Genomic DNA, 20,911 nt, shown 5'->3' on the forward strand with positions numbered 1-20,911 from the left:
CTGAGCCAAGTCCCGCAGCAACGAAGCTGATCGGACCGTTGGGTAGCTAGGCCGGCTCTCAAGCCAGCAAGGTGCCTTTCGGGTCGCGCCAATTTCCGTCGATGCCACCTCGGTGGCCGCAGGAGCTTCGTTACCGACCATGAAAATCGATACGCTCGCAGTCGACTTTACCGACGAGCAGAAACGCTATCTCGAAGGCTTCACGACCGGTCTGCAGATCAGCCGGGTCGGTCGCGGTCTCGGCGGCAGCGGTGCCGGCAAGGTGAACGCCGAGCCCACCGGCCCCGATGCCGTGCACATCAAGGCGCAGGACAAGGTCATCGCCGCGGGCAAGAAGCTCGCCGACCAGGAGAAGTTCAAGCGCGACGAGCATCCCTTCGATGCCTATCCGCGGCTGCGCCAGCAGGCGCTCGACAACGCGCCGCCGAGCCCGGCGGACAATTTCCGCTGGCGCTATTACGGCATCTTCTATGTCGCGCCGACGCAGGACTCCTACATGAGCCGCCTGCGGATCCCCAACGGCATCATGAAGCACTGGCAGCTGTCCGGCCTTGCCGATCTCGCCGACGAACTCTGCGGTCCCTACAGCCACGTCACGACGCGCGCCAATCTCCAGCTCCGCGAGATCCCACCGAAGCATGCGGTGAAGCTGATCGAGGGCATCCAGGATCTCGGACTATGCTCGCGCGGCTCCGGCGCCGATAACATCCGCAACGTGACGGGAACGCCGACGGCCGGCATCGATTCGCAGGAGCTGATCGACACGCGGCCCTATGCGCGCGAGTGGCACTATCACATCCTCAATGATCGCTCGCTCTACGGCTTACCGCGCAAGTTCAACGTCGCCTTCGACGGCGCCGGCAGGATCGCGGTGCTCGAGGAGACCAACGACATCGCGTTCACGGCTTACGAGGTGAAGGACGGCTTCGGCGTCGAGCCCGGGGTCTGGTTCCGGCTCGGCCTCGGCGGCATCACCGGCCATAAGGATTTCGCCAAATATTCCGGCATCATCGTCAAGCCGGAGCAGGCGACCGCTGTCGCGGACGCAATCGTGCGCGTGTTCATCGACCATGGCGACCGCACCAACCGCAACAAGGCGCGGCTGAAATACGTGCTCGACAGCATGGGCCATGACGGCTTCCTCAAGCTGGTCGAGGAGCGGTTGAAGACGCCGTTCACCCGCGTGCCCGAACAGGCGTTTGCGCCGCGGCCGGCCGCGGACCGCATGGCGCATGTCGGAGTGCACAAGCAGAAGCAGGACGGCCTCAACTGGATCGGCGTGTCGCTGACGCTCGGCAAGCTAACCTCTGATCAGATGCGCGGTCTCGCCAAGATTGCGCGTGACCTCGGCGACGGCGAGATTCGCCTGACGGTTTGGCAGAACCTGCTGATCTCGGGCGTGCGCGACGAGAATGTCGAGCTTGCCACCGCCGCGATCAAGCAGATCGGGCTCGCGGTCGAGGCTTCACACATCCGCGCCGGCCTGATCGCCTGCACCGGCAATGCCGGCTGCCGCTTCGCCGCCGCGAACACCAAGCGCCACGCTGCCGAGATCGGTGACTGGTGCGAGCCGCGCGTCGCGATGGACAAGCCGGTCAACATCCACGTCACCGGCTGCCACCATTCCTGCGCGCAGCATTACATCAGCGACATCGGGTTGATCGGCGCGCGCGTGCCCGTGAACGAGGAGGACACGGTCGAGGGCTATCACCTCTTCACCGGCGGCGGGTTCGGCCCCGACGCCGACGTCGGGCAGGAGGTCTATCACGACCTCAAAGCCGACGACGTGCCGAAGACGGTCGAAGCACTGCTCAAGGCCTATATCGCCCATCGCTCGTCTCCCGAAGAAACCTTCCTGTCCTTTGCGCGCCGCCATGACGGCGAAACGCTGCGCAAGCTTGCCGATGCACAGGTGTCCGCATGAACCAGATCACGCCTCCGCCGAAACTCGACATCATTCCCGCTAGCGCGCCGTTCTCCGATGCGCAGCGCTCCTGGCTAAACGGATTCTTCGCCGGGCTATTGTCGCCTGACGTGGCCGCGCCGCTGTCGGCCGAGCAGGGCGCTGCCGTCATGCAAGGCGCAGCCGGTGACGGCGACGACGGCGAAGCGCCGTGGCACGACCAGACCATGCCGATCGCAGAGCGGATGAAGCTCGCCGAGGGCCGTCCCGTGCGCCGCAAGATGATGGCGGCGATGGCGCAGCAGGATTGCGGCCAGTGCGGCTACAATTGCCACGACTATTCGGAGGCGATCGCGAGCCGCAGCGAAGCACGGCTCAACCTCTGCGTCCCCGGCGGCAAGGAAACCGCGCGGATGCTGAAGTCCCTGTACGAGGAGCTCGACAAGGCGCCAGTGGCCAAAGCGGCGGACAAGGCGGACGCTCCGGCGCCGGCCGTGACCGTGACGATCGCAGAGCCGGGCCGCTCACGCGACAACCCTGTTGCCGCAACCTTCCTGTCGCGCCGCCTGCTCAACAAGGGGAAGTCTGAGAAGGAAACCTATCACATCGAGTTCGATCTCTCCGAGAGCAAGCTCGACTACGTCGTCGGCGACAGTTTTGGCGTGTTCGCGCGCAACGATGTCGGCCTCGTCGACCAGATCATCGCGCTGCTCGGCGCCTCCCACACCACTAAAGTCAGCGGCAAGACGCTGCGCGAGGTGCTGATCGACGACGTCTCGCTGTCGCCGGCGCCCGACACGCTGTTCGAATTGATCTCCTTCATCACCGGCGGCGCGCAGCGCGAGAAGGCGCGGGCGCTGGCGCAGGGCGAGGATCCCGATGGCGATGCCGCCACCCTCGACGTCATGGCGGCCTTGCAGAAGTTTTCGGGCACGCGGCCGCACCCGGAGGCCTTCGTCGAGGCGCTGGAGCCGCTCCAGCCACGGCTCTACTCGATCTCGTCCTCGCACAACGCGACGCCCGGCAAGCTGTCGCTGACGGTAGACTCTGTCCGCTACGTGATTGGCAAGCGCAAGCGCCTCGGCGTCGCCTCGACCTTCCTCGGCGATCGCATTGCCGAAGGCGAGAAGCTCAACGTCTATGTGCAGAAGGCACATGCCTTCGGCCTGCCGCAGGATCCGAAGACGCCTGTGATCATGATCGGCCCCGGCACCGGCATCGCGCCGTTCCGCGCCTTCCTGCTCGATCGCAAGGCGACCGGCGCGCCCGGCAAGAACTGGCTGTTCTTCGGCCATCAGCGCAGCGATTGCGACTTCTTCTACCAGGAGGAGCTCAACGCGATGAAGACGTCGGGTCTGCTCACGCGCCTGTCGCTGGCCTGGTCGCGCGATGGCGAGAAGAAGTTCTATGTGCAGGACCGCATGCGCGAGGTCGGCCGTGAGCTGTGGACGTGGCTTGCCGAAGGCGCGCATCTCTACATCTGCGGCGATGCCAAGCGCATGGCCAAGGACGTCGAGCGCGCGCTGGTCGACATCGTCGCCCAGTTCGGCGCGCGTTCGACCGACGAAGCCGTCAGTTTCGTCGCCGAGCTCAAGAAGACCGGCCGCTTCCAGGCTGACGTCTACTAAGCCTGCTGTCACCACACCGTCATCCGGGCCGGTTCCAACTGGCTCGGATTTGAACGAATAAGATTCTCGGAACCCGCACGTAGAGAGAATTTGCATCTGCGATGTGGCGTCGTCAGAGAAGGCGCATCGCTATTTGCGCTGCTGTCTTGCCTCCCGCCAGGGTTGATCCTTCATAATCCCACAAATGGGGCGTTGGAGATCGACCATGCGCGAACTATCGGCGGAAGCCAGGCTGCATTTCTACGCGCGCTCGCTCTCGCGGCGGACCGGGGCGAGCATGCATCATGCCGCGCTCTATAGCGCGTTTGCCGTCATCGCGGCGATCGTGTTCGGCACGCTCTCGGTGCATCCGTTCTGATGGACTTCGTAGGGTGGGCAAAGGCGCGCAGCGCCGTGCCCACCATCTCTGAACATGCGACATCGGCTTGGTGGGCACGCTCCGCTTTGCCCACCCTTGTAATAGCGCAATCAGATATTGTCGGCGTGTTCCGTGAGGAATGGCCTGCCGCGGCTGCAACCCGCGGCAGGCCGCTGGCGATCGGATCGCGCCCACCCTGAGCAGTTTGTGGCTGCCCCGTAGCAGGATCGCGCCAGCACCTTCATCGGACCCGGATGGTTGCCGGAACAATCAGGTTCGCTTCACAAGGCAGGGTCGACGAAGATGGCACAGACTAGCACGACGACAGCGGGAATCGATACGTCCAAGGCGAAGCTCGACATTGTAGTTCATGGTCGAGACGAGGGTTGGGAGGTCGCCAACGACCTTCCCGGTTGGCGGAAGCTGGTGCAACTGCTGACCAAAGCTGGCGTCAAGCGAGTCGGGATCGAAGCGACCGGCGGTTACGAGCGTGGGGTAGTGGAGCATTTGCGTGCGGCCGGCGTCATCGTGCTGGTGCTGCAGCCGATCCAGGTCAAGGCGTTCGGCCGCTCCCGATTGCGTCGCGCCAAGAACGATACGCTGGATGCCGCGCTGATTGCGGCCTGCGCGGCATCGCTCGAAGAGGTGAGGAGTGCGCCGGATCCGCGCTTGGCGGAGCTCGCCGAGCAGCTCACCTTCCTCGAGCAGATCGAGGAGGACATCAAGCGCTTCAAGACCCGGCTCGAGCATCTCGATAAGCCTGGGCCACGCCGCATCGTGCTGGATGACATTGCCCGGTTGAAGGCAAGGCGGCTCTCCCAAATCCGTCACATCGCCAAGCAACTACGCGCTCACCACGATCTCGCTGTCCGCCTTGCCCTCGTGATGAGCATTCCCGGGATCGGTGAGCGCACGGCACTGGCCCTCCTGGTCCGCATGCCTGAACTCGGCCGTGTCAGCCGGGAGGAAGTCGCAGCCCTTGCCGGGCTGGCTCCCTTCGACAACGATAGCGGGCAGTACAAGGGCCAACGCCGTATCGCCGGCGGCCGCGCTCGCCTGCGTCGCTCTCTGTTTGCGGCAGCCCTGCCTGCGGCCTTCCGCTGGAATAAGGCCGTCATGGCCCTCTATGCCCGCCTGACTGCGGCCGGAAAGGCTCACAATGCCGCTCTCATCGCATGCGCGCGCAAGCTGCTCATCTATGCCAACACCGTCGTGCAACGCGGAACGCCGTGGACTGAAAAACTCCTCGGCGTTTAATGGTTGCTACGGCACCGCCGTGCCTCACGCCCCGCGCTTGAACGGCGCGACCTCGATTCCCGCTTCCTTCAACGCCTGACGCACACTGCGCGCGATCTCGACCGCGCCGTGCGTGTCGCCGTGGATGCAGACCGTATCGGTGCGCATCTTGATGACCTTGCCCGTCACCGAGACCACCGCGCCGTCCTGCACCATGCGTACGACGCGCTCGGCGATCGCGTTGGCATCGTGCAGCACCGCGCCGGGCTTCTTGCGCGAAACGAGGTTGCCGTCGTCCTCATAGGCGCGGTCGGCGAACACCTCGTGCACCATCGGCAGATTGGCCGCTTCACCGGCCTTCACCAGCTTCGAATTGGCGAGCACGACGAAGATCAGGCTGGGATCGACCGCCTTGATGCCGGCGGCGATCGCCTTCGCCGTCATGTCGTCCTCGCAGGCGACGTTGGAGAGCGCGCCATGCGCCTTCACATGCGTCACCTTGTGCCCGGCCGCAGTCGCGATCGCCTGCAGCGCGCCGATCTGGTAGGCGACCAGGTTCTCGATCTGGGAGGCCTTCAGGCCCGCGATCGGATGCCGGCCAAAGCCGTGCAGGTCGCGGTAGCCAGGATGGGCGCCGACCGAGACGCCGCGCGCCTTCGCGAGCTCCACCGTCCGGCGCATGATATCAGGATCGCCGGCGTGGAAGCCGCAGGCGACGTTGACCGAGCTCGCCAGCTCGATCATGGCGGCGTCATTGCCCATCTCCCACGCGCCAAAACCTTCGCCGAGGTCGCAATTGAGATCGATCGTCTTCATGGGTGCTCTCCGCCTCTGGTCTTTGTTGCCGTTTACGGTTCCGCCGCGACCTGCCACGTCCCTGCGTCGACGGCGCTCACGGCATAGCCCGCAACGTTAGCATCGCTGAGCGCCTCGATGTTGAGCGCGACGGTGTCGGCAGAGCGCAGGCGATCGGGCAGGCTGCGGATCAGTTGCGCGAATTTGCGCGCCTCGTCCTGCGCCTCGGCCATACTGACGGCCTTGAAGCGGAATGCGGTTCCCGCCGAGGTCTGCGCCAGCCGGCCAACATCGGCCGTGATCACGGTTGCGATCTTCGGATAGCCGCCGGAGGTGCCGCGGTCCATCATCAGCACGATCGGCGCACCGTTGCCGGGCACCTGGATGCTGCCGTTGACGGTGCCGTCGGACACGATGTTATGGCCGTGCAGATGCTTGATCACGGGGCCCTCGAGCCGGTAGCCCATGCGGTCGGAGGTCGCCGAGATCTTCCACTCGCTGTCCAGGAACAGCGCCTTGTTGGCATCGTCGAACTCGTCGTCCTGCGGACCCAGCAGAACACGGATCGGGCCGCCCACGGGCTTCGGCAATTCGATCCGCACTTCGCTCGCGCCGCTGGCGGCATCGACGCTGAACTCGTCGCCGGCCTGGAGCGGGCGCGGGTAGGGGCTGCCGAGGCCCGCGCGCGCATTCACGGCGAGGCTGCCGAACACCGCCTCGCCCTTGATGGCGCCTTCGATGGCGAGATAGGTGAAGGCGCCGCCGCGGGCAAAGCCCAGCGTCAGCGTCTCGCCATCCTTCAAGGTCACCGATGTGTCCATCGCGATCGGATTTCCGGCGATATCCGCATTGCGCGGCGCGCCTGAAATCGCGACGCGCACGGCACCATCACGGGCGGTGAAGGAGGCGCCGAATGGACCGATCTCGACTGCGGCCGCAAACGGCCCGTTGCCGACAAGCGTGTTTGCCGCAGCAAGCGACAGCCGGTCCATCGCTCCGCTCACCGTCAGGCCGTAGCGCTGCGCGCCGTGGCGGCCGCCATCCTGGACCGAGCTTGCAGGGCCGATGCTGGCGACGACGAGCCGGCTCATGCGACCACCTGCTCGGCGATGATCTCGCCAGCTTCCGCAGCGCGGTCCAATTCCTCGAACGTCTTGTGGTCGATGGCGAAAAACGTCACGCGATCACCGGGTTCGGTGAGGAAGGTCGGATTGCGGTGGAGCTGATAGGTCCGCACCGGCGTGCGGCCCAAAAGGTGCCAGCCGCTCGGGGCGGCCAGGCATTGGATCCCGGCCTGGACGCCGCCGATCGAGATCGTGCCGGCGGGCGTCAGCACTCGCGGATTCTGCCGCCGCGACATGTGGAGGGATTTGTCGAGGCCGCTGAGGTAGGACCAGCCCGGCGTGAAGCCGATCATGGCGACCTTGTAGTCGCCGGCAACGTGGCGGGCGACAATGTCGTCCGGCGTGGTGCTCAGCGCCTTGGCGACATCCTCGAGATCGATGCCGTGCTCGCCGCCATAGGCGACGGGAATGCGCCAGCGGCGCGCCTTTGTCGCCGGCGGCAACTTCTGGCTGGCGAGCGCGATCAGCTTGTCGCCGAGCGCATCGAAGCCGATTTTGCTGGGATCATAGTGCACCAGCAGCGAGCGATAGGTCGGCACGGCCTCAGTGATGCCGTCGATCGGGCTTGCTGCAAGCGCCTTGTCGAGCGCAAGCACGCGCTGATTGGCATCGTCATCTATGGTGCGGCTGAACTCGACCGTGACGGCGCTGTCGCCACTGGGCAGAAGGCGGGGCGGGGGAAGCGTCGCGGCCATGAGCTGTCGAAATCGGGCTTCTGAAGAATGCGGCCCCCGGGCGTTCGAGTTCCGCTTCTTCCTGCTTCGCGTAAATGCGCTCGCAAGTCCAATAAATTAATGCTGGGGGAAGCGATAAGGCCTTGTTATCGCGTCGCATAATAGCCCAGCGGCCCTGCGTTATTGCTAGCCTCTTGGCCCTTGACGCAAGGGCTGCGGCTCGCAAGATGCGCGCGTTCTTTCCCGCCCATCCGGAGCTCGTCTGTTTCCATGTCGCTGTCCCCCGAAGCCCGCAAGACCCTCGCCGGCATCACCACCGCCACCATCACCACGGTCCTGCTGAAGAAGGGCCTGCGCAATGTGTGGATGCGCGGCGCGCGGCCGCTGCGCCCGGGCCTGCCGCGCCTCGTGGGACCGGCCTTCACCCTGCGCTTCGTGCCCGCGCGCGAGGATCTGGCGACGCCGGAATCCTGGTCGTCGCCGATCTCGACCCGCACCGCGATCGAGGCAATGCCCGAAGGCTGCATCGCCGTGGTCGATGCCATGGGCATCACCGATGCCGGCATCTTCGGTGACATCCTCTGCGCGCGCATGGTCAAGCGCGGCGTGACTGCGCTGGTCACCGACGGCGTGGTGCGTGACGTCGAGGGCGTGCTCGGCACCAATCTTCCGGTCTGGTGCGACGGCTATGCCGCGCCGCCTTCAGTCGCGGGCCTGACCTTCGTCGGCTGGGGCGAGCCGATCGGCTGCGGCGGCGTCGCCGTTTTCCCGAACGACATCGTGGTCGCCGACCAGGACGGCTGCGTGCTGATCCCGCAGGCGATGCTCGATCACGTGCTCGCCGAGGGCGTCGAGCAGGAGCGCATGGAGGCCTGGATCGTCAACGAGGTGAACAACGGCGCCGTGCTGCCGGGCCTCTATCCCATGAACGCCGAGACCAAGGCGCGCTACGCCGCCAGCAAGAAGTAATCGGGAAGCAGCGAGGTAATCCCAATGGAAATCACTGTTGCAGGCACGCGGCCGACCCGCCGCGCGCCCAATGAACACTTCACCGGCACCGTGTGGCAGGACCCCGTCATCATGGCGCCCGCGCCGGCACGGCTGAACTGCTCGCGCGTCGCGTTCGAGCCGGGCGCGCGCACCAACTGGCATCACCATCCGCTCGGCCAAACGCTCTACGTGATCTCCGGCGTCGGCCGCGTCCAGTCCAAGGGCGGCCCGATCCGCGAGATCCGCCCGGGCGACACCGTCTGGATTCCGCCGGGCGAATTGCATTGGCACGGCGCGTCGCCGGGCAACGGCATGTGCCACATCGCCATGCAGGAAGCGCTCGACGGTGTCTACTCGACTTGGCTGGAGCCGGTGACCGACGCGGAGTATGGGGCGGCGGTCGGCTAGTCCCGTGCCCCGGACGAAACGCATCGCCCTGCGATGCGTCGCCGAGCCGGGGCCCAGACTCTTCCGAGGGATTGACACTGCTGGGTCCCGGCTCAGCGTCACGGCGCTTCGCGCCGCGCCGGGTCCGGGACACAAGACCTACATCCGCTCCGCCGTCCACGTCCCCGTGCACATGGCGCCGCGCCATGTGCCGGAGCCTGACGTGCCGCTGAGCCGGCCGAAGCCGACGGCGCGCTTGATGCCGGTGCTTAAGGTGACATTGATGCTGCCGGCATCGGCGACCCGGCCCGACGCCGTCACCGCGGCGCTGCTCGATGCGATCTGACCATTGTTGATGCCGATCGCGACGGTCGCGCCGTTGCCGCAGGTCTCGCTCGATGACGAGATGCGGACATTCCATGTGCCGTCGAAAGTGCTTGTCGTGGGACCGGCCTGTGTCAGCGGAAAGGCAATGGCGACAAGCGTAACGAAGAGTCCTGTGCGAATGCCGTTCATGGCACGCCCCTGTGGTTGACCATGCAGGGGAACGTGGCACGGCTCGCAGAACCGGCGATGTGAGGGGGCTCACGCCTGCAGCAGGCTCTGTGAGGTGGCTCACCTCGCCATCACACCTCGGACAACGCAAAGGGGCCCGGATCACGGGCCCCTCGTTCTGATCAGAGCATCGAAGCCAAACTCAGTTCACGCGCGTCCAGGTTTGGCCGCCGCAGAACATGCCGCCGAAGGCGCAGCCCTGCACGCGCAACCGGTCGGTGCCTTTCATCGCGATCGTCGAATCGTAGGTCGAGCCGGAGTTGGGATCGAGGATGCGGCCTGACCATTTCTGGTCCTTGCCGGGCTTCATGTTGATCAGGACCTGCTCGCCGTTCTGGTTCGATTTGGAGTCGACCGAATAGCCGCAGAGATTGGCGCCGCATTGCTCGATGCGGACCTTGCCTTCCTTCTCCTCGGTGAGCCAGACGCCCAGCGGCGAATTCAGATCGCGCGTGGGCGCGGCTGCCGGAGCAGGCGTGGCTGCAGCCGCCTGAACGGAAGCGGGCGCAGGCGCCGGGGCGGGTGGCGGAGGCGGCGCCGGTGGTGCGGCAGCCACGGTCGGGGCGGGCGGCGGGGTCGCAGCGGGCGCTGCCTGCTGCTCGACCGGAGCAGGGGCCGGAGGCGGCGCAGGCGGCGGCACCAAGGCCGTGGCGGCCGGCGTGTTGTTGGCAGTGACGGCCGGCTGCGGGGCCGGTGGTGGCGGAGCAGGAGGCGGCGCCGCTGCTGCTGCGGGCGCAGGCGCCTGCACGGCGGCTGCGGGGGGCGCGGCGGCGGGAGCGAGAGCCGGTGCCGGAGCAGCCGCAGGCGCTTGCGGATCGACCGTGGCTTGCTGCGGCGCCTGCTCGTTCTTCTTGGCCTTCTTGGCCTTGCCCTGGCCGGTGTTGTCGTACACGCCGGGAATCTGCACCGTGCCGCGGTCCGGATCGATCCGGATGGTGCGCCCGCCATATTCGAAGGTGTACTGTGCCTGAGCAGCGGTGCTCGCCAATAGGAATGCGGCCGTGGCCAACAGCTTCCTCATTTCGCATCTCCTGAACAGATGGTCCCCGGACCGACGCATACGCTCCGGTTCGATCGCAAAAAGTGACCTAGATCACTTTCATCCGTATGAGTCGTGCTGCGGTGCGTTCGGGTTCAATACGCCCGGAACCCGTCCACAGTTTGGCCGAAGCGAGCGACAGGACGACGCGGTCTAGTCGAACCAGGTCGCGTAGATCTTCCTGTAGCTGCCGTCCTCCATGGAAATATGCAGCCATTGGTCAACGAAGGCCTTCAGCGCCATGTCGCGCTGGAGCCAGTAGGCCTTCTCGGAGAAGTCAAACGGCTTTTCCGGATGCACCGCGCAGAGCACGCCGGCATGCTGCTTCTGCTGGTAGCGCGTCTCGGAGGCATCCGTCATCATCAGGTCGGCATTGCCCTTGGCTATCTCGTCGAAGATCACCGTGTTGTCGGCGAAGACGGTGATCTCGGCATCCTTGATGTTGGCACGGGCGAAGCGCTCGTTGGTGCCGCCGGGATTGACGATGACGCGGGTGCCCTTCTTGTCGATGTCGGCGATGCTCTGGTACTTGCCGACGTCGGCGCAGCGCGCGATCGGCGTCTTGCCCTCGCGCATGATCGGCGTGGAGAAGAAGCCCTTCCTCTGCCGGTCGAGCGTGACCGAGACGCCGCCCATGGCGATGTCGAACTGGTCGGCCTCGAAATCCTTCATCAGCTTCGGCCAGGCCGTCGGCACGAATTCGACCTTGACGCCGAGCGCCTTGCCAAGGGCCTGCGCCATGTCGACGTCGAAGCCGCTGAACTGCTGCGTGGTCTTGTCCAGATAGGTGAAGGGCTTGTAGTCGCCGGTCATGCCGACGCGCAATGTGCCGCGCTTGACGATCTCGTCGAGGCGCGAGGGCGCCTGCTGCGCATGCGCCGAGACATTCACCAGCAACGCCACGGCCAAAGCCGCCCAGATTCGAACGATCATCTCTTTTCCACCCATGCCCGAGCTGTCATTGTGCAGCTCTTGAGGCGTGGATTTAGACCAGATGTCCGTCGCTGGCGAGGCAGAATTGAAGGGAATTCAGAGGTGACGATCTCGATGTACGAGGCCTCCGTCGGCCTCTTCGTGCCTAACTTGCGCAACCTGTCCGGATTGCTCGACAAGGGCGTCGCCTATGCCGAGACCCGCAAGTTCAATCCGACGGTTCTGCTCGGTATGCGCCTTGCGCCGAACATGTACGATCTGGCGCAGCAGGTCGGTGAGGCTTGCCGCCATGCCGTGGTCGCCCCGGCCTTGCTGGCCGAGCGCGAGCCGGTCACGCTGCCGGTGCTGGAGCACGACATGGCCGGGCTTCAGGCGCGCATCGCGACGTCGATCGAATTCGTCGAGAGCCTGCCGCGCGCTGCGATCGACGCCGCGGCGGAACGCAATGTCTTCTTCAAGCTGAAGAACGGCACCGAGCTGCCCTTCACCGGGCGGACGCTGCTGCTGACGTTCAGCGTCCCTCAGTTCTTCTTTCACGTGACGACGGCCTACGACCTGTTGCGGCACGCCGGCGTCGAGCTCGTGAAGAAGGATTATCTCGGGCGCAGGTAGGCATGTTCACCTCTCCCCGACGGGGAGAGGTGCAGAGACATCCGGTCTGCAAGCTGCCTTAAGCTTCGCCCTTGCGCTCATAGTCGGCAAGCGAGCTGCGGCCGGCGATCTCGCTGCGCAGCTCTTCGAAGCGCCGATGCGCTTCGTGCTCCTGCGCATCGACGAAATGCACGGCGGCCTCGCTCGTCATCGGGCCGCTGACCACGGGGGCGGACTGCTCGCCGATGGTCTCATGGACGTAGTACTGGCCGTCATCGCCGCGATGGACCGTCCATTTCAGGCGGATCGCGACCATCGGGCCGGGGCCGATCTTGCTGTAGCCGTCGGCATCGGTGTGCTCCGGCACCAGCGGCTGCTCCTCGACCACCGGATGCTCGTCCACAGCTGGCTGCTCGTCGTTGGCCATGTGCTCACGCTCTCCGGCGACGACCATTTCGGTCTCGGTCTCGCGAACGACCAGAACGTGCTCGGGGTGCTCCAGAATGCTGGCGATGGTCGCCAGCGCGTGGTCAGTCGGGTCGATCTCTGCCAAGGGTCCATCCTCCAGCTCGACGCGCCGGCCAGTCTGTCCCGCCACCGCCGCGCTTCCCTCTCATTACGCGCGTTTGATTAAGGCTGAGTTGGGGCTTGATCTGCACCAAAATGGGACGCTTCCTGGCCTTCCGAAGGCGGGGGGGACGGGCCGCCCGACCATTGGCTCACTCAGCCCAGCACGTCCTGATTGATGACGTTCTGCCGGATGGGATCGCCGTCCAGCGCACTCAGGATGTTGCGCGCGGTCTGCTCGCTCATGCGCTGAACGGCCTCGACGGTGACGCCGGCCACATGCGGAGCCATGATGACGTTGGGCAGCGCGAACAATGCGTTGCTGAGCGGCGGCGGCTCCACCTCGAACACGTCGATGCCGGCCCCGGCGATCTTTCCGGAAGTGAGCGCGTCATAGAGCGCGGCCTCTTTCACGATTCCGCCGCGCGCGGTGTTGATGAGATAGGATCTCGGCTTCATCCGGCCGATCCGCGCCGCATCGAACAGGCCGGTGGTTTCCGGCGTCTTCGGGCAGTGGATGGTGACGAAATCGGCGTGAGGCAGCGCGGCATCGAGATCGGCGACGGGCTCGCAGCCCGCGGCCTTGATCTCGGCGGCTCCCTTGTAGGGATCGTAGACCTGGACGTTCATTTCCATCGCCAGGCAGCGCTTGGCGGTGCGACTGCCGATCCGGCCGAAGCCGACGATCAGCACGGTCTTGCCGTAGAGATCGAACGGCAGCATGCCGAGCCGGTCGGCCCATTTGCCGTCCTTGACGCAGGCGTGCATCTCCTGCGCGCGCTTGGCCAGCGTCAGCATCATGAACAGCGCCGCTTCCGCGACCGAGGGCGAGTTCGCGCTGCCTGCGACCATCAACGGCACCTTGCGGCGGGAGAGGGCGGGCACGTCGACGGCGTCGTAGCCGACGCCGATGCGGGTCACCACCTTCATGTGGCCGGACGCCTCCAGCTCGGTCTCGCCGAAGGCAGTGGCACCGAGCGCGACGCCGTGGACCGGCGCATGGCTCTTGAGCAAGGCTTCGAAGTCCTTCGCCGAGATCAGGTTCGAAAACTCGACGAGCTCGATATCGTCCCGCTGGGTGAGGAGGGCGCGTGCCCCTTGCGACAAAGTTTGTGTAACGAAAATCTTCTTCTTGTTGGTCGCCATCGTCCCCTGCCTGCGCGAGTTTCTTGTCCGGCCGTCACAATACGACGCCGGACGCCTCGTTTAGCAGGTGCATGTTGTTGAGGTCCACCGCCAAACGCATGGGTGCCCCGTCCTTGGCACCGGCATTGGGATTGACGCGGCCGCAGACCGGCGTGCCGTCGAGCCCGAAATAGACCAGCGTCTCCATCCCCATCGGTTCGGTCACGTCGAGCACGGTCTCGAAGGTTTCGACGCCGGGCTCCAGATGCGCATGCGACTCGGTGAGATGCTCGGGGCGAAGGCCCAGCAGCAGCTTCTCGGTGCGCGGCAGAGCGTTGTAGCGTGCGGCGCGGGCCGGCGGCAGCGGGAAAGCGATGCGGTCGGTGAGACGGATCTGAAGCGTGCCGCCGACATCCTCGAGCCGGCACGGGATGAAGTTCATCGCGGGCGAGCCGATGAAGCCCGCGACGAAGCGTGTCGCCGGCTTGTGATAGAGCTCGTTCGGCGTGCCGATCTGCTCGATGCGGCCCTTGTTCATCACCACGACGCGGTCGGCCAGCGTCATCGCCTCGACCTGATCGTGGGTGACGTAGACCGTGGTGGTGCGCACCTTCTGGTGGACCTTCTTGATCTCGATCCGCATCTGTACGCGCAGCTTGGCGTCGAGATTGGACAGCGGCTCGTCGAACAGGAACACTTTCGGGTTGCGCACGATGGCCCGGCCCATCGCGACGCGCTGGCGCTGGCCGCCGGAGAGCTGTTTCGGCTTGCGGTCGATCAGGTCGGTGATGTCGAGGAGCCGGGCGGCTTCGGTCACCCGCGCCTTGATCTCGGCCTTGGGATAGTGCTTGAGGCGCAGGCCGAACGACATGTTCTCCGCGACCGTCATGTGCGGGTAGAGCGCGTAATTCTGGAACACCATGGCGATGTCGCGGTCCTTTGGCGGCACGTCGTTGACGACGTCGCCCCCGATCATGATGTCGCCGTCGCTGATGTCCTCGAGCCCTGCGATCATGCGTAGCGTGGTCGACTTGCCGCAGCCGGAGGGGCCGACCAGCACGATGAACTCATGATCGGCGATATCGAGGTCGATGCCGCGCACGGCTTCGACATCGTCGTAACGTTTAACTACCTTCCGCAAAGCAACGTCAGCCATGAGTCATCAACCCTTTGTCGCACCGGCGGTCAGGCCGGCAATGTAGTAGTCCATCAGGAATGCGTAGATGATCAACGGTGGCGCGGCGCCGAGCAGCGCGCCGGTCATGATCTGCCCCCAGTTGAACACGTCGCCCTTGATCAGCGTGGTGGTGATGCCGACAGGCAGCACGAACTGGTCCACCGACGTCGTGAACACCAGGGGGTAGAGGAACTGTGCCCAGGAGACGGTGAAGGCGAAGATCGTCGCGGCGATCAGGCCGGGCAGGGCGACGGGAATGAAGATCCGCGTCAGGGTCTGGAGCCAGGAGGCTCCGTCGATGAGGGCGGCCTCATCGAGCTCCTTCGGGATCGAGGCGAAATAGCCGATCATGATCCAGGTGCAGAACGGCACGGTCAGAGTCGGATAGATGAACAGCAGGACGTACCATCTGTTGAGCAGCGTGATGCCGGTATAGTCCTGAAAGACCGCGAGCATCTTGAACAGCGGAATGAACAAAAGGCTGTCCGGGATCAGGTAGGTGAGGAAGACGCCCGTGGCTAGCGTCGCCGAGCCCCAGAACTTCATCCGCGCCAGCGCGAAGGCCGCGGGGATGCTGATCAGCATCGTGATGATCACGACCGCGATCGCCACGATCGACGAATTCCAGAAGAAGCGCAGAAACTGGTTCGATGTCAGGAGTTCGACATAGTTCGACAGTGTCGGATGGAACACCCACCAGGGGTTCGTCGCCGCCGAGATCTCCGCACTGCTCTTGAGCGAGGTGATCAGCATGTAGACCGGCGGCGTCAGGAAGAAGATCGCAAACAGCACGAGGAAGAAATAAGACCAGCGCAGCGCCCAGGCGCGGTCGCGGCTCATGCTGCCATACTTGACCTTGCGGGTGGGGCCGGCCTTGTCGATTGCAAGTGAGCTCATCAGGCTTCGTTCCCGCGTTTGGAGACATCGCGCAGGATGAAGATCGCTGCGACGGCAAGGATCGGCACCATGAACAGCGAGACGCACGCGCCGAGCGGAATATCGTTGCTCTGGATGCCGACTTGGAACGCCCAGGTGGCGAACAGATGCGTCGTATCCAGCGGACCGCCTGAGGTCAGGATGCGCACGATGTCGAAATTGGCGAAGGTGACGATCAGCGAGAACAGGGTGGTGATTGCGATGATATTACGCATCATCGGCAAGGTGACGTACCAGATCCGCTGCCACCAATTGGCGCCGTCGATCGCCGCGGCCTCATAGAGCTGATCGGGGACGGATTTCAGCGCGGCCAGATACATGATCATGAAGAACGGCGCGCCGTACCAGACGTTGACGAGGATGACGGAGAACCGTGCCCAGAAAGTGTCGCCGAGCCAGGGGATCGGGCCGACGCCGAAGAAGGACAGCGTATAGTTGAAGGCGCTGTAGGAAGGGTCGAACAGCCACAGCCAGGCCAGCGTGCTCATCGCCGGCGGGATCACCCAGGGCACCAGCAGCATGCCGCGCCATTTGCGCTGGCCCTTGGCGGGAATGTTGTGGACGAAATGCGCGACGATGAAGCCGATCAGCGCCTTGAAGATCACGGCCGTGATCGCGAAGATGCAGGACTGCTCCACCACCATCCAGAACGTCTCGCGCTTGAACAGGAAGGTGAAGTTGCTGAAGCCGACGAATTTCGTCATCGACTTGTTCAGCGTCGCCAGATGAACGGAGTAGAAGGCGGGGTAGAGCACGAGCAGCGCGATCAGGAGGATCAGCGGCAGCGTCAGGAAGAACGCAACCGTCGATTTTCGCCCGAGCGCATTGCGCAGGCTCGATCCCCTGCGGGCGCCAGCCCCACGGGCAACGCGAGCTCGCTCAACGACGACATCGGCCATGACAGAGTCCTTGGGTCAGTCTTCTTGTCTGCTGTCCAACCGGGAAGCCGGCCATGCGGTTTCACGGTCGGGCGGATTGGACCGCGGAGCCCGGGCGGCTCACGCACATGGCGCGAGCCGCCCTGTCACTCCCCGGCCTAGCTCCGCATGAAGCCTTCGCACTCGCCCTCGGCCCAGGCGAGCGCCTGCTCCATCGTCTCGCCGCGCGCATAACGCAGCGCCATCTTGGTCAGCGTCGCCTGGAAGTAGATCTGCTGTGCGACCTTGGGCGGCGCCGGCGACGCCGCGATCGACAGCGTCTGATGCTTGTACGGGTCCGGATAGTGAAAGAGCGTTCCCTTCGGCGGCCCTTCTTCCGCCCAGGTCTTGAACTTGGTCATGTTCGCGTAAGCCGGCAGGTCATAGCCGCCGCTCACTGCGACGAACTTCTCGATCGATGATGGCGCGGACAGGTGAACGAGCAGGCTCTTGGCGGCCTCCTTGTTCTTGCCGAAGCTCCAGACGCCCCAGAAGTAAGGCAGGTACGGCGCAAACCGGCCCTTCGGACCGGACGGGAAACCGTGCGTCCAGCACTGTTCGGCGACCTGTGGCGCATCGCGCTTGGCAACGGCCCAGGCGCTCGGCGGATTCAGGATCATCGCGCCGCGGCCCGAGATCAGCCATTTGTTGTTCGAGGCGTCATCCCAGGACGGTGCATCCGGCGGCAGGAAGGCGATCAGCTTCTTGTAGAACTCCATCGCCTGGCGAACCTGATCGCTCTTCACCGTGACATCGCCCTTGGCGTTGACGAGTTCGGCGCCGAACGACTGGAAAATTGCGCCGGCGGTATCCACGCTGTCGGTGGTCTCGCCGAGGCCGATGCCGAATGCGAAGCCCGCCTTGTGGCAAGCCTCGGCCGCCTTCAGGAAGGTCTCCATGGTCCAGTTTTCGACCTTGGGCGGGCCGCCGGCCGGGTACATCTCCTGCACGTCGATGCCGGCGTGCTGCTTCATCAGATCGATGCGGGAGCAGGGGCCCTTGATCTGGCTGCCGGGGGTCGCGGGCACCGCGAGCCATTTGCCGCCCGACTGCCCAAGATATTTGACGGTGCCGTTGACCTCGCCATTCTGCTTGAGGAGCGGCTCCATGACGTCATTGAGCGGCTCGAGATTCTCGGCATAGGCCTGCGGCCACCAGCTCGGCATCTGCAGAATGTCATGACCCGACTTGGCCTGGGCTTCGGCCGCGGCGGTCAGCTCGATCTTCTTGTTGTTGCTGGTGATGTAGTCGATGGAGACTTCGACCTTCTCCTTCGCGGCCCATTCGTTGACGAGATCGGTCGAGGCCTTGTTGGCGCCCGGCACCCAATGGTCCCAGAAGCCGATCGAGAGCTTGCCGGCGGCGTAAGCGCCCCGGACATAGGGCGCCGTGATCAGCGCCGCGGAGGACATTGCAGTGGCAGCCACAAATTGACGTCGCGTCAGTGTCTTGCGTGACATCTCGTTTCCTCGCCTGGGTGTTGTTGTTGGAGTTTCCTCTGAGAGACTTCTTTCTTCGAGTTCTTGTTGGATTTTCTTATTAGTTATTAGTGCCGTCCTGGTCCGCCGGCCCGCGTCGGCAATTTACGCAGGTCGCAGCAAATTGGTAGCGCGATCAGATCATGATTGATCGCGTCTGTCGAGAAAGCCGAACGGCTTCTAGTATAGAACTAAGGGTGTGCCCGGCACCTCGATCGCATTCACGACCATGGGTTACAGGCGAACCGCGGGCGTTCATTTTGCGACGCACACTTTGAGCGATCGAGCTCGAATGATCCGTGCGCAATTACGCCGCAGTTTCGAATAAGCCTGCATAACCGCTTCGCGCGAAAGACTTTTCGGACGTGGACAGCAAATGTCCGCGTCTGGACCTCGGCGCGGCGGAAACGATAGAGTTGCAATTGGCGGGTGGCTCTCGCCCGACAGGCCAGCAGATCGACGATGGAGACGAGAATGATCAAACCGGCGCTGCCAGCGCGGCTTCACCTGCGACGATGGTTTGCGCTGGGGTCCGTGCTCGCGCTGCTGCTCGGCGCAGCCGCGGTGGCGAATGCTCAAGGTCTGGTCAAAGGCGTTCAGGAGGGAGCCGCGGCCGGAAACAAGGCGGCAGGTCCGGTCGGCGGCGTGCTCGGCGGCGCCATCGGCGGCGTGGTGGGCGTCTTCACCGGCGTGCTCGGCGTCGGCAACAATGGCAATCAGGCGCCGCCGCCCAAGGACGCCAGCAAGGACGCGAGCAAGGATTCCAAGCAGCCGGGCAAGGACAAGGATGCCAAGACCGCCAAGGCGGGCAAGGGCGCCAAAGCGAGCAAGGAGGCGAAGAACGCCGCGCCGAATGGCACGGACAACAAGGACAATAAGGATGTTACGGTTCTGACCCAGAGCGGCGCACCGCAGCAAACCGCGGAGCAGATCGTCGCCAACAGCGATTCCTACATCGAGCGGATCAAGACCGAACTGAACCTTACGCCTGATCAGGAGAAGCATTGGTACGGTTTCTCAAGCGCCATGCACTACCTCGGGCATAATGGTGCAGAGCGGCTCAACCTTCGGGTTGCCCGCGCCAAGCGCGATCCGCCAGACGACATCATCGAGCAGATGCGCAACGAGGCGCAGTTCCTGATCGACCGGGCCGCCGACCAGCGCAATGTCGCCGACGCCGCCGAGCCGCTCTATTCGAGCCTCGATGACAAGCAGAAGCAGGTCTTCATTCAGGAGATGGTGCGCCTGAGCCACGAGCGGGGACTGGATTGATCAAGTTGAATCGGATCAGGCGCGCCTGAATTAACGGCGCCTGCCACGAATTCGTGAATCCTCTCCGCAATTCGGTTATGGTTAGCTTCGTAAGGCTGACTGCGGGGTTGATATGGCGGACGGACTCTCCGTTTTCCTGGTCGAAGACGAGGCGTTGATCCGGATGATGATCGCGGACATGGTGGAGGAACTCGGCCACCACGTCGTCGCGGAAGCGGACAATGTCCGCGACGCCAGCGCCTTTGCCATGACCGCGCAATACGATCTGGCCATCCTCGACATCAATCTCATGGGCGTTTACGTCGATCCCGTCGCCGACCTGATCGAGCGCCGTGGAAAACCGTTCCTGTTCGCGACGGGCTACGGGCCGGAGCTGCTGCCGTCCTTGCTCCGGCGCAGGCCGATCCTGCGCAAGCCGATCGCAATGGATCAGCTCAAGGCGATGATCGATTCGATGTTTCCGGAAGCCACAAAGAAGACGCCGCACTAGTGACGGCGAAGATGCGCACTCGGTAACGGCGAAGATGCCGCACTGAGATCGCCAACGAAAATGGCCGCCCGTCGGGGCGGCCATTTGCCGAAGAGTTCCGTGCGCTGTCAGATCAGACCGGCGCTGAGATCGACGCCACGCGCGATCAGGCCGAACGAGACGGCCAGGCCCGTGCAGCAGAACAGCCAGATGGTCTTGAACGAAGAATCGGCGAACCGCGTTTCGACGGCGGCCGGCATCACGGCGAGCGAAATCATGCTCATGTTCACTTCCCCCCTTTTGTTGACCCTGATTTGCCTCAGGTGAGGGAACTCTTAGAGCAAAAAGTTTGACGTCAGATTGCGAGGCATCGTTAACGAAGTCGCAATCGACTCTCGCACTCCCGCGCATGAGCGAGATCGCGCGTCTCAGTTGCGGCCGTTCCTCAGCACCGTGGCAATGGTGCGGGCCGTCATGGCCGCGCGATCCGAGGCGCGCTGGGCAGCCAGCCGGTCTCTTGCCTTTTCCTCGATCAAGAGCTCGATCAAGGCCAGCCGCTTGTCTTCGTTATCCGCCTCGCGCAGCAGGCGGTGGTAGCGGTGATAGTCGAAACCCAAATCCTGTTTACGCATGCCACGCCCCCGCAACTACGCCACACACGGTAGGATTGTTTCGTATCGGAGACGCGCAGGCAAGCACGATCCTGCGTAGAATCGCCTGTCCGCTGCAATCAGCTGTGAATTACTGGAACCCGCGA

23 protein-coding genes are annotated in these 20,911 nt (G+C 64.4%); 9 read left to right on the forward strand and 14 right to left on the reverse strand.

The annotated features are described in order from the left end of the window. The first annotated feature begins 139 nt into the window (after positions 1-139). From ACNJX8_RS21265 to ACNJX8_RS21280, 4 genes are all read left to right on the forward strand, one after another. Entirely contained in the window at positions 140-1,924 is a 1,785-nt protein-coding gene (locus ACNJX8_RS21265; protein WP_439356654.1) for a NirA family protein, read from the forward strand. Then, positions 1,921-3,531: a sulfite reductase subunit alpha gene (locus tag ACNJX8_RS21270; RefSeq protein ID WP_439356655.1), complete on the forward strand. Its 1,611-nt coding sequence runs from the start codon at positions 1,921-1,923 to the stop codon at positions 3,529-3,531. Before ACNJX8_RS21265 ends, ACNJX8_RS21270 begins: the two co-directional genes overlap by 4 nt. Before the next feature lie 205 nt (positions 3,532-3,736). Further along, positions 3,737-3,889: a hypothetical protein gene (locus ACNJX8_RS21275; protein WP_164934924.1), complete on the forward strand. Its 153-nt coding sequence runs from the start codon at positions 3,737-3,739 to the stop codon at positions 3,887-3,889. A 303-nt stretch (positions 3,890-4,192) separates the two neighbouring features. Beyond that, positions 4,193-5,146: an IS110 family transposase gene (locus ACNJX8_RS21280; RefSeq protein WP_439356656.1), complete on the forward strand. Its 954-nt coding sequence runs from the start codon at positions 4,193-4,195 to the stop codon at positions 5,144-5,146. Between the two features lie 24 nt (positions 5,147-5,170). Here ACNJX8_RS21280 and ACNJX8_RS21285 read toward each other — a convergent pair whose 3' ends face one another. The 3 genes from ACNJX8_RS21285 to pxpB are packed head-to-tail and all read right to left on the reverse strand — an operon-like array spanning position 5,171 to position 7,739. After that, positions 5,171-5,941, reverse strand: a complete 771-nt coding sequence (locus ACNJX8_RS21285) for a LamB/YcsF family protein (RefSeq protein WP_439356657.1) — start codon at positions 5,939-5,941, stop codon at positions 5,171-5,173. A gap of 32 nt (positions 5,942-5,973) precedes the next feature. After that, a complete protein-coding gene (locus ACNJX8_RS21290; protein WP_128933853.1) occupies positions 5,974-7,011 on the reverse strand; it encodes a biotin-dependent carboxyltransferase family protein in 1,038 nt (345 codons plus the stop codon). Continuing rightward, complete coding sequence (gene pxpB / locus ACNJX8_RS21295; RefSeq protein WP_439356658.1) at positions 7,008-7,739, reverse strand: 5-oxoprolinase subunit PxpB; 732 nt, start codon at positions 7,737-7,739, stop codon at positions 7,008-7,010. Before pxpB ends, ACNJX8_RS21290 begins: the two co-directional genes overlap by 4 nt. Before the next feature lie 249 nt (positions 7,740-7,988). On the opposite strand from pxpB, the gene ACNJX8_RS21300 reads away from it, so the two are divergent. Both ACNJX8_RS21300 and ACNJX8_RS21305 read left to right on the forward strand, forming a co-directional pair. Continuing rightward, positions 7,989-8,687, forward strand: a complete 699-nt coding sequence (locus tag ACNJX8_RS21300; protein ID WP_027550912.1) for a ribonuclease activity regulator RraA — start codon at positions 7,989-7,991, stop codon at positions 8,685-8,687. A gap of 24 nt (positions 8,688-8,711) precedes the next feature. Further along, entirely contained in the window at positions 8,712-9,116 is a 405-nt protein-coding gene (locus ACNJX8_RS21305; protein ID WP_128933856.1) for a (R)-mandelonitrile lyase, read from the forward strand. 138 nt (positions 9,117-9,254) lie between these two features. Here ACNJX8_RS21305 and ACNJX8_RS21310 read toward each other — a convergent pair whose 3' ends face one another. The 3 genes from ACNJX8_RS21310 to ACNJX8_RS21320 form a co-directional block, all read right to left on the reverse strand. Further along, positions 9,255-9,611 carry a hypothetical protein gene (locus ACNJX8_RS21310; protein ID WP_439356659.1) on the reverse strand — a complete coding sequence of 119 codons (357 nt, stop codon included), beginning with the start codon at positions 9,609-9,611 and terminating at the stop codon, positions 9,255-9,257. 181 nt (positions 9,612-9,792) lie between these two features. Beyond that, positions 9,793-10,671, reverse strand: coding sequence for a DUF2147 domain-containing protein (locus ACNJX8_RS21315; protein ID WP_439356660.1), 879 nt, complete (start codon positions 10,669-10,671; stop codon positions 9,793-9,795). A gap of 171 nt (positions 10,672-10,842) precedes the next feature. Next, positions 10,843-11,622 (reverse strand): transporter substrate-binding domain-containing protein, encoded by a 780-nt coding sequence (locus tag ACNJX8_RS21320; RefSeq protein ID WP_128933859.1) that lies wholly within the window; start codon positions 11,620-11,622, stop codon positions 10,843-10,845. A gap of 114 nt (positions 11,623-11,736) precedes the next feature. Between ACNJX8_RS21320 and ACNJX8_RS21325 the strand changes: the two genes are divergently transcribed. Next, the gene (locus ACNJX8_RS21325; protein WP_164935033.1) at positions 11,737-12,234 is read left to right on the forward strand and encodes a DUF1993 domain-containing protein; all 498 of its coding nucleotides are present in this window, start codon (positions 11,737-11,739) and stop codon (positions 12,232-12,234) included. A gap of 58 nt (positions 12,235-12,292) precedes the next feature. Here ACNJX8_RS21325 and ACNJX8_RS21330 read toward each other — a convergent pair whose 3' ends face one another. The 6 genes from ACNJX8_RS21330 to ACNJX8_RS21355 all read right to left on the reverse strand — a co-directional run bounded on the left by ACNJX8_RS21330 (position 12,293) and on the right by ACNJX8_RS21355 (position 18,395). Further along, on the reverse strand, positions 12,293-12,766 hold the full coding sequence (locus ACNJX8_RS21330) for a hypothetical protein (protein WP_164935029.1): 474 nt from the start codon (positions 12,764-12,766) through the stop codon (positions 12,293-12,295). A 170-nt stretch (positions 12,767-12,936) separates the two neighbouring features. Continuing rightward, positions 12,937-13,926, reverse strand: a complete 990-nt coding sequence (locus ACNJX8_RS21335) for a hydroxyacid dehydrogenase (protein ID WP_439356661.1) — start codon at positions 13,924-13,926, stop codon at positions 12,937-12,939. Positions 13,927-13,960: 34 nt separating this feature from the next. Next, positions 13,961-15,061 (reverse strand): ABC transporter ATP-binding protein, encoded by a 1,101-nt coding sequence (locus ACNJX8_RS21340; protein WP_128944167.1) that lies wholly within the window; start codon positions 15,059-15,061, stop codon positions 13,961-13,963. Between the two features lie 6 nt (positions 15,062-15,067). Further along, entirely contained in the window at positions 15,068-15,979 is a 912-nt protein-coding gene (locus tag ACNJX8_RS21345) for a carbohydrate ABC transporter permease (protein ID WP_128941712.1), read from the reverse strand. After that, positions 15,979-16,917, reverse strand: a complete 939-nt coding sequence (locus ACNJX8_RS21350; RefSeq protein ID WP_439356662.1) for a carbohydrate ABC transporter permease — start codon at positions 16,915-16,917, stop codon at positions 15,979-15,981. Before ACNJX8_RS21350 ends, ACNJX8_RS21345 begins: the two co-directional genes overlap by 1 nt. A gap of 137 nt (positions 16,918-17,054) precedes the next feature. Continuing rightward, on the reverse strand, positions 17,055-18,395 hold the full coding sequence (locus ACNJX8_RS21355; protein WP_439356663.1) for an ABC transporter substrate-binding protein: 1,341 nt from the start codon (positions 18,393-18,395) through the stop codon (positions 17,055-17,057). 492 nt (positions 18,396-18,887) lie between these two features. Between ACNJX8_RS21355 and ACNJX8_RS21360 the strand changes: the two genes are divergently transcribed. Next, positions 18,888-19,685, forward strand: a complete 798-nt coding sequence (locus ACNJX8_RS21360; protein ID WP_128933866.1) for a Spy/CpxP family protein refolding chaperone — start codon at positions 18,888-18,890, stop codon at positions 19,683-19,685. 112 nt (positions 19,686-19,797) lie between these two features. Continuing rightward, positions 19,798-20,175: a response regulator gene (locus ACNJX8_RS21365; RefSeq protein WP_128933867.1), complete on the forward strand. Its 378-nt coding sequence runs from the start codon at positions 19,798-19,800 to the stop codon at positions 20,173-20,175. 107 nt (positions 20,176-20,282) lie between these two features. Here the strand turns inward: ACNJX8_RS21365 and ACNJX8_RS21370 are convergent, their stop codons facing one another. Both ACNJX8_RS21370 and ACNJX8_RS21375 read right to left on the reverse strand, forming a co-directional pair. After that, a complete protein-coding gene (locus ACNJX8_RS21370; RefSeq protein ID WP_249761480.1) occupies positions 20,283-20,438 on the reverse strand; it encodes a hypothetical protein in 156 nt (51 codons plus the stop codon). Positions 20,439-20,582: 144 nt separating this feature from the next. Next, positions 20,583-20,786, reverse strand: a complete 204-nt coding sequence (locus ACNJX8_RS21375; RefSeq protein ID WP_091894535.1) for a hypothetical protein — start codon at positions 20,784-20,786, stop codon at positions 20,583-20,585. Positions 20,787-20,911 lie beyond the last annotated feature (125 nt).

The sequence above is a fragment of the Bradyrhizobium sp. SPXBL-04 genome (assembly GCF_051853035.1).
Classification (GTDB): Bacteria; Pseudomonadota; Alphaproteobacteria; order Rhizobiales; family Xanthobacteraceae; genus Bradyrhizobium; species Bradyrhizobium zhanjiangense.